At 63.0% G+C, this 11418-nt stretch carries 12 protein-coding genes; 10 read left to right on the top strand and 2 right to left on the bottom strand.

Translation table 11 applies throughout. The features are described 5' to 3' along the window. The first annotated feature begins 6 nt into the window (after positions 1–6). From fdxA to NUX07_RS01705, 4 genes are all read left to right on the top strand, one after another. Positions 7–345, top strand: a complete 339-nt coding sequence (fdxA, locus tag NUX07_RS01720; protein ID WP_265528337.1) for a ferredoxin FdxA — start codon at positions 7–9, stop codon at positions 343–345. Between the two features lie 74 nt (positions 346–419). Then, complete coding sequence (locus tag NUX07_RS01715; RefSeq protein ID WP_265528335.1) at positions 420–2129, top strand: DUF4261 domain-containing protein; 1710 nt, start codon at positions 420–422, stop codon at positions 2127–2129. 41 nt (positions 2130–2170) lie between these two features. Further along, the gene (locus NUX07_RS01710) at positions 2171–3049 is read left to right on the top strand and encodes a MipA/OmpV family protein (RefSeq protein WP_265528333.1); all 879 of its coding nucleotides are present in this window, start codon (positions 2171–2173) and stop codon (positions 3047–3049) included. A gap of 41 nt (positions 3050–3090) precedes the next feature. Further along, positions 3091–3228 (top strand): hypothetical protein, encoded by a 138-nt coding sequence (locus NUX07_RS01705; protein WP_265528331.1) that lies wholly within the window; start codon positions 3091–3093, stop codon positions 3226–3228. 49 nt (positions 3229–3277) lie between these two features. Here the strand turns inward: NUX07_RS01705 and NUX07_RS01700 are convergent, their stop codons facing one another. Continuing rightward, positions 3278–5323 carry an alpha/beta hydrolase family protein gene (locus tag NUX07_RS01700; protein WP_265528329.1) on the bottom strand — a complete coding sequence of 682 codons (2046 nt, stop codon included), beginning with the start codon at positions 5321–5323 and terminating at the stop codon, positions 3278–3280. A gap of 128 nt (positions 5324–5451) precedes the next feature. On the opposite strand from NUX07_RS01700, the gene NUX07_RS01695 reads away from it, so the two are divergent. Further along, positions 5452–5910: an EF-hand domain-containing protein gene (locus tag NUX07_RS01695; RefSeq protein ID WP_265528327.1), complete on the top strand. Its 459-nt coding sequence runs from the start codon at positions 5452–5454 to the stop codon at positions 5908–5910. Between the two features lie 165 nt (positions 5911–6075). Here NUX07_RS01695 and NUX07_RS01690 read toward each other — a convergent pair whose 3' ends face one another. Then, positions 6076–7674, bottom strand: a complete 1599-nt coding sequence (locus NUX07_RS01690; protein WP_265528325.1) for an AbgT family transporter — start codon at positions 7672–7674, stop codon at positions 6076–6078. Between the two features lie 262 nt (positions 7675–7936). On the opposite strand from NUX07_RS01690, the gene NUX07_RS01685 reads away from it, so the two are divergent. The 5 genes from NUX07_RS01685 (at position 7937) to NUX07_RS01665 (ending at position 11407) form a co-directional block, all read left to right on the top strand. Further along, on the top strand, positions 7937–8344 hold the full coding sequence (locus NUX07_RS01685) for a hypothetical protein (RefSeq protein ID WP_265528323.1): 408 nt from the start codon (positions 7937–7939) through the stop codon (positions 8342–8344). Positions 8345–8357: 13 nt separating this feature from the next. After that, positions 8358–10250, top strand: coding sequence for a phosphomethylpyrimidine synthase ThiC (gene thiC / locus NUX07_RS01680; RefSeq protein WP_265528321.1), 1893 nt, complete (start codon positions 8358–8360; stop codon positions 10248–10250). Between the two features lie 32 nt (positions 10251–10282). After that, positions 10283–10714, top strand: coding sequence for a hypothetical protein (locus NUX07_RS01675; protein ID WP_265528320.1), 432 nt, complete (start codon positions 10283–10285; stop codon positions 10712–10714). 67 nt (positions 10715–10781) lie between these two features. Further along, positions 10782–11024: a hypothetical protein gene (locus NUX07_RS01670; protein WP_265528318.1), complete on the top strand. Its 243-nt coding sequence runs from the start codon at positions 10782–10784 to the stop codon at positions 11022–11024. A 44-nt stretch (positions 11025–11068) separates the two neighbouring features. Next, entirely contained in the window at positions 11069–11407 is a 339-nt protein-coding gene (locus NUX07_RS01665) for a hypothetical protein (RefSeq protein ID WP_265528316.1), read from the top strand. Positions 11408–11418 lie beyond the last annotated feature (11 nt).

Here is an 11418-nt window from a genome sequence, read left to right as displayed (position 1 = left end):
TATTTCATGACTTACGTCGTTACCGACGCCTGCATCCGCTGCAAATATATGGACTGTGTGGAGGTTTGCCCCGTCGACTGTTTCTACGAGGGCGAGAACATGCTCGTCATCAATCCCAACGAATGCATCGACTGCGGCGTGTGCGAACCCGAATGCCCGGCCGAAGCTATCCTGCCCGACACCGAGGGCGACACCGAAAAGTGGGTCGAGCTCAACTCCAAGTTTTCCGAAGAATGGCCCAACATCACGGTCAAGAAGGAAAGCCCCGAAGACGCCGACAAGTATAAGGGCGAGGAAGGCAAGTTCGAGAAATACTTCAGCACCGAGCCTGGCGAAGGCGACTAGGCTGCGCTCCTCAAGCCAATCTTAACCGGCATGATTTAACCCCGCATTCGTTAAGGCGTTTGCGGGGTTTTTTCATGTTCACGATCCTCTATTCCAGGCCCAAGAAGTTTCCGGCCGGGCCGGTGCGTACGCTGCTGGCGCAGCATGTGCCGCTCTATAGCTGGACGTGCGGCGAAGAGGACGATGGCACCGCCGACTGCGCCTACGAATATGAGCGCCCGATCCTGGTCAGCGGCCGCGCCAACAGCGATGCCGTCTTTGTCGAGGTCGACGTCCAGCATGGCGCCGTTGACGACGCCCCGCCGCCGCCAGGGGACCGGTGGTTTGCGGTACGCGCCAAGCGCCCGACCACCGACAGCGATACCCTGGCCGAACGCATCGCGGCCGTCATGGCGTCGACCATGGCCTTTATCGACAAAGAAAGTGTCCAGGTGCGCTTCGATGGCACCGACAAATGGATCGGGCTCGAAGATGCTGTGCGCATGGCCGAGCTGGTCATGGGCGGCGAAAAGATCGCCGATATGGTCGCCGGGCTCGGCAACACGTCGCCGCAGGCGCCCAGCGTCGATGCGCCAGATCCCGGTGCGGAGTTCGATCGCGCCGAAGCCCTACGCGAACAAGCCAACCCCGGCATCGCGTCCAGGATCACCAACCTGCCTTATCCCGATCGCCTGCCGCGCGAACGCAGCGCGATCCTCGGCTTCGATGTCCTTGTGATGGCCACGACCGAGAAAACGATGAGCCAGGCGCTGAGCCAGCGAGGCCCCGACATGGCTGACCTGATCAACTTCGGCGCGCTGCCGTCATTCCACGATGAAGAAGTGCGCGCCGACCGACTGCCGACGCTCGTCCTGCTGTTCGACAAATATGCGCCGCTCAACCACAAGACGCTGCGCGATATCCTCGGCGCCTTCGACGCCGAAGGCGACTGGCAGGTCGAAGCCGAGGGCGACTACACGCTGATGCATGGCCGCGGCGGCAAGATTCGCCTCTCGCACCATGACGACGTGCTGCCGGCGTGGATGGTCGAACTGGCGCTCGACCGCTCGCTCGGCGTCACGCGCGGCGAACCGCTGGCGGCACTGCGCGGCCATCGCTCTTACCTTACCATCGAGTGCGATCTCGATTGCACCACCGCCAGCTGGCTCGACGTGCGGCAAAGCGCCAAGGCGATGATGTGCGGTTTCGCCATCGCGGCACGGCCGCAGCATGCGCAGGACTGCTATGCCGTCGGCGCCTATAACGCCGCCACGCAAAGCTGCTTCACCGGCAACTTTCTCGACGAGCTGGTCGGCGCGCTGGCGCAGGATGAAGTTTCGATCAAGGCCTTCATCTGGCACGCCTTTCCGGACACCAGCGCGGGCAATATCTCGCTGTCGTCGGCGGGCATGCTGCCGTTCATCGGCCGCGAAGTCGAGATTCTCGATGCACCCGGTGACATCGAACATGTCGGGGACCAGCTCAACAATATCGAGCGCTACCTCCTCATCAACGGCCCGGTCATGGGCGACGGGGATACGATTGGCGAGGAAAGCGGCGATCCGCTGGCGCGCGCCTGGCACGCGGTGAGCGATGCCCATGGCCGCAGCGAACCCATCCCGGTGCTCCGGCTTGAAATCCGCGGCCCCGACGGCCGCTGGCGCCCGCGCCACGATCCGCCCCGCGATGACAGGCCGCTGGGATCGGGCGGCATGTCGCCTTCACCCCGGCCGGAGCGAGAGCCCGTTCCCGCGCGTCCGGCCTTCGGCCGTCGCACCGGCGGTTTCGGCAAGCGCGGCCTGTAAGCACGCAGGGAACCGCATCGCGACTGGCGCGCTATGATGTCATGCGCGTAACGATCCTCTTGCTGGCCAGCGCCGGCTTCGCTCTTCCAGCCCATGCCCAGGATTCGATGGTGGTCGAGGAACCGCCCATCACCGGGGCGCCCGCTGGCGCACCGGGCGGCCCGCCCGACTTGTCGGGCGACATCATCACGATCGGCTTGGGCGGCGCGATCGGTCCCGACTATTCGGGCTCGGACGATTACCGCGTCATTCCGGGCGGCATCATCCGCGCGCAGGTGAGCGGCATCTCGATTGTCAATCGCGGTCTGCGGCTTTATGCCGATGTCGGCCCCGACATCAGCGACACGGTGTCGTTAAATGTCGGTCCGATTGCGGGCGTGCGGCTCAACCGCACGGGCAGCGTCGCGGACGAGATCGTGGACCGGCTGCCCGACCGCGACGTCGCGATCGAGCTGGGGGGCTTTGCCGGCGTGACCGTCAAGCAGCTCACCAACCCGTTCGACAGCCTCAGTTTCCGGCTCGATGCGTATCACGACGTCAACGGTGCGCACGGCGACACAATCATTTCGCCCAGCATCGACTTCAATACCCCGCTGTCGATGAAGGCCTTTGTCGGCGTCGGCGTCGCCGCCGAATTTGTCGGCGACGATTTCGCTTCGACCTATTTCGGCATCAGTCCCGCCGAAGCGCTGCTCGTCCCCGAGCTCGGCGAGTATCAACTCGATGGCGGCTTCAAGAGCTGGTCTGCCAGCTTGCTGTTCGGCCACAGCCTCGAGGAATCGATTCTCGAGGGTTGGTCGGTCTTCGGTGCCGCCATCTATACCCGCCTGCAGGGCGACTTTGCCGACAGCCCGCTGGTCGCCGATCGCGGCAATCCAAACCAGTTCTTTCTCGCTGCCGGGATCGGATACACCTTTTAGGAAACAAGCTATTTGGCGGCGGCTCGATCAACGACGCCCAGTTGGCCGAAGGCGTCGACAAGATGTTCGCGCATGACAAGGACGGTGATGGTCTGATGACGCGCGGCGAGCTCATCATGCTGGTATCGAACATGCCCGACCACCAAGCTAATCACGAGGCCGAGAAGGCGGCAGAATGAAAAAAGGCGCCCCCTCGGGAGCGCCTTTTTCCTTTCCTCAGATCAGAACCTACTCGTCGTCGCTTGCCAGGTTGAGAACCGGCCGCGTGTCGGGCAGCGGCGCATCGCGATCGCCCGTCATCAGGTAGGTGTCGAACCAGCGCATCATCCGCAGCATATAGTCATATTGCGCGGCTGCCTGGCCATTGCCGTGGCCTTCGCCCGGATACAGCACCATGCGCGTCGGCACATCGGGCTTGCGCACCTTGAGGCTGCGATACAGCTCGAAGCTCTGGCTCGGATCGACCCGCGTATCGTCTTCACCATGCATGATCAGGATCGGCGTGTTGGCCTTGTCGACATGATAGATGGGCGAGACTTCGAGCATCTTCTGCCAATTGTCCCACGGCCATGCGCGCGAATGCACGTTGTACATCTCATAAGGAATGTCGGTCGTGCCGAACTTGGAGATCTGGTTGGAGATCCCGACAAACATCACCGCTGCGGCGAATTCGTCCGAATAATAGGTCGCGCCCCAGGCTGACGCGTAGCCGCCATAGCTGCCGCCGGTAATCCCGGTGCGGTTCCCATCGGCGACGCCCATCTCGACCAATGCGTTCTTGGCATCGACGAGGTCGGCAAATTCGGGATCGGTATAGTTGCCCTGGTGCTGCTTGGAGAAGTCCGTGCCGTAGCCGGTCGAGCCGCGATAGTTGACCTGCGCCACCGCATAGCCCTTGCCCGCGGCGACCTGCCCCGGTCCGCCATAATTGGTCGTCCAGCCATTGCTGTCATGCGCTTCGGGCCCGCCATGCACATCGAGGATCAGTGGCGCGCCGCCAGCCGGTATACCCCCGACCGGTTCGACCAACACGAGTTCGACCTCTTGTCCGTCACGCGCATTGAAGCGCACGGTGCGCTGTTCGCCGAACGTAATCTCACTGAGCCACGGGTTGCTGTTGGTCCAGCGGGTAAAGCTACCGCCTTCGTCGACCTGGAACAGTTCGCTGGGATGCGTCGGCGCGTCCGCGCGCGCCACCAGCGTGCCGCCATCGGCCTCGATCCCGGTGAGGATCAGCGCGCCGGGGTCCATCTCGCCAGCCACCGATCCATCGGCGTTGTACATGCGCAGCATGCTTTGCGCGCCGACATGGATGACGGCGGCAAGCTGCCCGTTCTCAAGCCATTCAGCGTCGACCGCGGCTTCGGCCGCGCCCGCATTGAGCGCGCGGAATGTCCCGGTAGTCGTGTCGACAAGGTGCAGCGTCGTGTCCGCTGGATCGTTCATGTCGACACCGGCAATCAGGCTCATCGTGCGCCCATCTTCGCTGATTTCGGCATCGCCAACCTTGCCCGGCGTTTCCACGACGGCGCGAACGCTCGCATCGGCGAGGTCGATGATATGGAAGCGCTTGGACGTATAAGTGTCATCGATCTGCGGAGTAGGCTGCGACCCGACGATGGCAAAGCTGCCGTCGGGCGACACCTTGAACTCGGTGACATAGCCGGGAATCACGATCTCGCTGGCTTCGACACCCGCGCCAAGTTCGCCCAGCCGCGAAGAGAACATGCGGCGCAGCTTGGCTTCTTCTTCGTAGACGCGGCTGTTGAAACCCTTCTTGGCTTCGGCTTCGCGGTCCTCGTCCTTGGCGGCGTCTGCCAACATATAGACGGTGCTGCCGTCGGGCGACCATGCGTGGCTCAAAACGGCGGCATCGGGCGCTTCGGCAATTTTCTGGTACGAGCCGCCATAGACCGGCACCGCATAGACGCTGCGTTCGTCGTCATCTTCGCCTTTATGCAGGAAGCTCACCCACTGCCCATTGGGCGAAAACTGGATGTCCGAAACACTCATTCCTTCGGGCAGATAAGGCGCGGCCGCATTGGGCCCCGCAGCGATGTACAGTTGGCTTTCGTAGCCGCCATTTTCCTCGCCCGCGATGATGTCGGGGCGTCCGCCGACCTGGTAGGCGACGCGGGTGCCGTCGGGCGAAACGGCGATCGCGCCGACGCTTTTGACCTTCATCACGTCTTCGGGCGTCATCGGACGCGCCAACGCGGGGCTCGAGGCCACCATCGCGGCAGCAGCTACGGACAGGGAAAACACGGCTTTCATCAACTTCTCCTGAAGGGATTCGGATCGGATATCTGGGCGCACCCTACTGATGGAGCGCGGCTTGGCAACTCGACAACGCGGCGGGCTTGCGCCAAGTTGCATCCACTTAAGTAACGGGAATCGCGTCGATGATCAGCCTCACCTTGCTTCTTGCTTTCCAGTCCGTCGCCGAACCGGTGGCCCGCGCCGACTACCTGGCCATCATGGACAATGAATTCGCCGCGATGGACGCGGACGGCAACGGCTGGGTCACGCCGCAGGAGATCAGTGCCAAGTTGACGCAGGACGAGCGCACGCAGGCCATGGCCGCCAACCGCCAGCTGTTCGCCCAGCTCGACACCAATCGCGATGGCATGGTGAGCCCTGACGAATTCGCCCAGTTAGTGGCCTCCTCGCAGCCGGTCAGCCCGGCGAGCTACATGCAGCGCGTCGACCTCAACCAGGACGGGCAGGTCACCCTGCTCGAACATCGCCGCGTGATGCTCAACCAGTTCGATGCGCTCGATACCGACCTCGACGGAATCGTCACGCCGATGGAAATCCAGGCCGGCACCGCGCAGCAGGCCGCACCGGCGCCTGGCCGCTAGCTCCCCCGCAAGAACCGTCACGGGCCACTCTCTGCGATCGCTGGACAAATTCGCCGCGTCGGGCGCGTCAATGTGGGATGCGCCGTCCGGCTACCGCTCGTCCTCGCCCAAGCCACTCAGCAACTAGGCGCCGACCTGGCAGACCATTGCGGCGGCCGGCCGATGCTACGGCGTATAGAAGGTCGGTGACCCCGGCCCGACCGGCAAACCGAAGACGAAGGTCCACAGGTAGAAGAAGATCGACCAGAAGGTGAGGAAGAACAGCGTGTAGGGCAGCATCATCGCGATCAACGTGCCAACGCCAAGATCCTTCTGGTAGCGCGTCGCCCACGCCAGGATGAGGCCGAAATAGCTCATCATCGGGGTGATGATATTGGTCGTGCTGTCGCCGATCCGGTAGGCGGCCTGGATCGTTTCGGGCGCATAGCCGATCAGCATGAGCATCGGCACGAAGATCGGCGCGGTCACCGCCCACTGCGCGCTGGCCGAGCCGAGCGACAGGTTGATGATCGCGCAGATCAGGATGAAGGCGAAGAACACCGTCGGTCCCGTCATACCCGTATCGACAAGGAACTGCGCGCCCGTCACCGCGGTGATCGCGCCAAGATTGGTCCAGCCGAAAAAGGCGACGAACTGCGCGGCGAAGAAAACGAGCACGATATAGAGGCCGAGCGAACTGAGCGCCTTGGCCATCGCATCGATGATGTCGCGGTCGGTCTTCATCGTCCCCGCCGCGCGCCCGTAGGCGTAACCGATGGCGATGAAGAAGATGAAGATCCACATCACGAAACCATCGAAGAAAGGCGAATCCATGCGGTCGCCGTCTTCGGGATTGCGCAGGATGCCCCACTCGGGAACCAGCGTCAGCGCCATCAGCCCGAGCACGCCCGCGAACGCGATCCCGGCCCACTTGAGACCCTTGCGTTCCTTGTCGGTCAGCGGCTCCAAGTTGTGGTCGTCGAGGATCGTCCCGTCGGACTTGGACTTGTCGTAGGTGCCAAGCTGCGGCTCGACGATCTTGAGCGACACCCAACTGCCGATCAGCGTGATCAGGAAGGTGGATGCGAACATGAAGAACCAGTTGGCGGTCGCCAGCACGGTATATCCGGGATCGATCAACTGCGCGGCTTCCTCGGTGATGCCTGCCAGCAGCGGATCGACTGTGCCGATCAGCAAGTTGGCTGAATAACCACCCGACACTCCGGCAAAGGCCGCCGCCATCCCGGCGAGCGGATGCCGCCCCAGCGCATAATAGATCGCGCCGCCCAGCGGGATCAGCACGACATAACCGACCTCGCTCGCGGTGTTTGAGATGATTCCGGCAAAGACGATTGCGACCGTCACCAGCTTGGGCGGCGCGCCCAGAACAAGGCTGCGCACCGCCGCGCTCAGCATGCCCGAATGTTCGGCCACGCCGACGCCCAGCATCGCCACCAGCACCACGCCCAACGGCGCGAAACCGGTGAAATTGTCGACCATGCCGGTAAAGATGCGGCGCACCCCGTCGCCGTCCATCAGGCTGACGGCCCGGATCATGCCGTCGGCGGCGACACCGTTCGCGCCCGCGGGCCGCGGATCGACCACCGCGACCCCCATCCAGGCGAACAGTCCCGAAAGCAGCACGATGCCCAGCGCCAGCAAGGCGAACAGCGTGACCGGATGCGGCAGCAGGTTGCCCAGCCACTCCACCCCGTCGAGGAACCGCGAAAAGGCGTTCTTTTTTGCGCGTTCATGCTCGTAGGGCGGAATTGGATTTTCGGTCATCGTGGCTCCGGGTCTGGAAATTGGCGGCCCAACCTAGGGCCTTGTCGCGTAGACACAATGCCGGTCCCACCTGAACCCTTCCCAAACGGGCCCCGCTGGCCTACCTAGTGGCCATCCCCGGGGAGCGAGCTTTCGCTGAGAGGGGCGTGTAAGCAGCGCCCGACCCGTCGAACCTGATGCCGCAAGGCCGTAGGGAGCGGAATGACGACGGGCCACGCCCGCCTGTTCCCGCTCCTCTCGGCCCGAGAAAGGAGCGCAATACATGCCTGCCACCGATGCGACGGAATATGCCGGCTGGGTGCTCTTTGCCGTTGGGCTCTATTCGCTTTGCGCCGCGATCCTCGAATTGCGCCGCCCCGGCGCCTGGCAGGCGATGATCGACGGGCTGCGCTCCAATCTTGCGCTCGCTTATTTCACCGGCCTCGTCCTCTTGTGGACCGGCGTGGCCATCACCGCCACGCATGACGGCGGCAGCGACTGGCGCGATCTCGTCACAACCGTCGTGGGCTGGGGGCTGATGCTCGAAGGCGCGATCTTTATCGCCGCGCCCGATCTCATCCTTCGCCTTTCCGACAAGATGCTCGGCGGCAACAACCGTCTCTGGGCCATCCTCACCCTCATCATTGCCGCCGGCGCCTTCGTCGCGGCCTACCCCATTCTCCTCGCGTAAAAGGAACAATTCCATGGCAGACGCCGACCCCAAAATCGCCCAGCCCTCCGTCACCACCGGCCCCATCCGCGGGTCGAAGAAGATCTACGTGGAAGGCAAGGGCGGCATCCGCGTTGCTATGCGCGAGGTGCACCTCGAAGGCGGCGAGCCCCCCGTCCCCGTCTATGACCCGAGCGGCCCCTACACCGATCCCGACGCCAAGATCGATATCGACGCGGGCCTGCCCGAATTGCGCCGCGACTGGATCCGCGGCCGCGGCGATGTCGAGGAAAAGCCCCAGCGCGAGGTCAAGGCGGTCGACAACGGTCAGCTCGGCCCCGATCGTTCGGGCGGCGTCCAGCCATTCCCCAACGTGCGCCGCCAGGTGCTCCGCGCCAAGCCGGGTGCGAACGTTACCCAGATGCACTATGCGCGCCAGGGCATCATCACGCCCGAGATGGAATATGTCGCGATCCGCGAAAATCTGGGCCGCCGCCAGGCGCTGGGCACGCCGCGCGACGGCGAGGCCTTCGGCGCCGAGATCCCCGATTTCATCACCCCCGAATTCGTTCGCGACGAGATCGCGCGCGGCCGCGCCATCATCCCCGCCAACATCAACCACCCCGAGGCCGAGCCGATGGCCATCGGGCGCAACTTCCTCGTCAAGATCAACGCCAATATCGGCAACAGCGCCGTCGCCTCCGATGTCGCTTCGGAAGTCGACAAGATGGTCTGGGCCACCCGCTGGGGCGCCGATACGGTCATGGACCTGTCGACCGGCCGCAACATCCACGACACGCGCGAGTGGATCATTCGCAACGCGCCCGTGCCCATCGGCACCGTGCCCATCTACCAGGCCTTGGAGAAAGTCGGCGGCATCGCCGAGGACCTCACCTGGGAAATCTTTGCCGACACGCTGATCGAGCAAGCCGAACAGGGCGTCGACTATTTCACCATTCACGCGGGCGTGCGCCTGCCTTACGTGCCCATGACGGCAAAGCGCGTCACCGGCATCGTCTCGCGCGGCGGTTCGATCATGGCCAAGTGGTGCCTCGCGCATCACCGCGAAAGCTTCCTCTACGAAAAGTTTGAGGAAATCTGCGAGATCATGAAGGCCTACGACATCAGCTTCAGCCTCGGCGACGGCCTGCGCCCCGGCAGCATCGCGGATGCCAACGACGAAGCCCAGTTCGCCGAGCTCTACACGCTGGGAGAGCTCACCAAGAAAGCATGGGAACATGACTGCCAGGTCATGATCGAAGGCCCCGGCCACGTGCCGATGCACAAGATCAAGGAGAACATGACCAAGCAATTGGAGGCCTGCGACGAGGCCCCCTTCTATACGCTTGGGCCGCTCACCACCGACATCGCGCCCGGCTACGACCACATCACCAGCGCCATCGGCGCCGCGCAGATCGGGTGGTACGGCACCGCGATGCTCTGCTACGTCACCCCCAAGGAGCATCTGGGTCTGCCCGATCGCGACGATGTGAAAGTGGGCGTGGTTACCTACAAGCTCGCCGCGCACGCCGCCGATCTCGCCAAGGGCCACCCCGCCGCAAAAGTCCGCGACGATGCGCTCTCCAAGGCCCGCTTCGAGTTCCGCTGGCGCGACCAGTTCAACCTCAGCCTCGATCCCGACACGGCCGAGCAATATCACGACCAGACGCTCCCCGCCGAAGGCGCCAAGACGGCCCACTTCTGCTCCATGTGCGGGCCCAAATTCTGCTCGATGAAGATCACGCAGGAAGTCCGCGATTTCGCCGCCAAGCAGGAAGCCGGCGTCCTCAACTCGCTCCAACCCGAGGGTGACGCCCCGGTCGACGGCAGCAAGGTCGAGAGCGCCGAAGAAGGCATGGAAAAGATGAGCCGCGTCTACAAAGAGAAAGGCGACAAGCTCTATCTCGATGCCGAGGACGTGGAATAATGATGCTCGGTAAGCTTGGAGGAGCGTAGTAGATGCAAAGACTGAGTGTTGACGCGAATTGCGCAATGCTGACCGATCACATTCGTGACAAGAGCGCTGGCCAGATCGACGCGTTCAAACATTTCGTGCAGGTCTACTCGCTTATCCTGGGGGGCAGCGTAACCATGAGATTGCAGTACGGGGCCGAGCAGGTTCTCCCGTTTGCGCCATGGGCTGGCTGGCTCATGGTTCTGGTTGCCGTCGTCTCCGGCGCCATCATCTACGAGCATTACAGGTCGTGGCGCGGCTTTCGCAAAACATTGAGCGCGGTCGCCGGTCAAGACGAGGACAGGATACCGCTCGTCAGCATGCCCAAATTGCGCGCTGGCGTTGTCCACTGGCTGATCCAGGCTACCATTTTGGTCGCCACCGTGGCCTTTTGGAGATTCAATCCACTCAGCTTGGGCATGATCGAAGGCGGCTGAAGCCTCGCGCCGAACCCGGCATTATGCTAGTCTCCGTGTCGCTCTCGACGCTGCAAGGAGACCAACCATGTCCCGACTGTTCCTGCTGCTGACCGCCGCGCTGGCCACCCCCGCCGCCGCAAGCCCCGATGCCGAGCACCACGGCAAAGCCCCCGAGGGCACGAGCGAAACCCGCTACTGCATGAACATCGAAGCCACCACCGGCTCCCGCATCGAACGCGTCAAATGCTGGACCCGCGAACAATGGGCGGACCAGGGCGTCGATGTCGACGAAGCATGGGCCGAGGAGGGCGTGCGGGTTATTGGGTGAGGGGGGGCGAAGTTGCAGCTTTTCATTGCTTGGAAAGACTCAGTTTGACGCAGATCACTGGCAGGATGCCTTCAGAGGATCGAGAAAAATTTGGCGACTATTCTGCCAAGGTCGGCCTCGACGGCAGCTCGGTCGCTACATTGTTGGTTTTGCGAGAACTACAATTGCGGCGACTTCACGATTTGCGTGCGCGGCTTGGTATTCCAAACAACTTCACAGAGAAAAAGATAACTTCGCATCGCGTAACCGAAGAACAGAAAACGACATTTACCAAACACGCGAAAGATATCGGGCTTTCCAACTCGAAGGCGCTTGGTTTGCTTTGTCGCGCTGAACTCATTGAGCAATGGGTTTTTGGTCGACTGTGGTCGGACTCAGATTGAGTCATTTGACT

The sequence above is a fragment of the Sphingomicrobium marinum genome (genome assembly GCF_026157105.1).
Lineage (GTDB): Bacteria > Pseudomonadota > Alphaproteobacteria > Sphingomonadales > Sphingomonadaceae > Sphingomicrobium > Sphingomicrobium marinum.
Note: the sequence above shows the minus strand (reverse complement) of the source record. Positions and strands in the feature narration are given on the sequence as shown.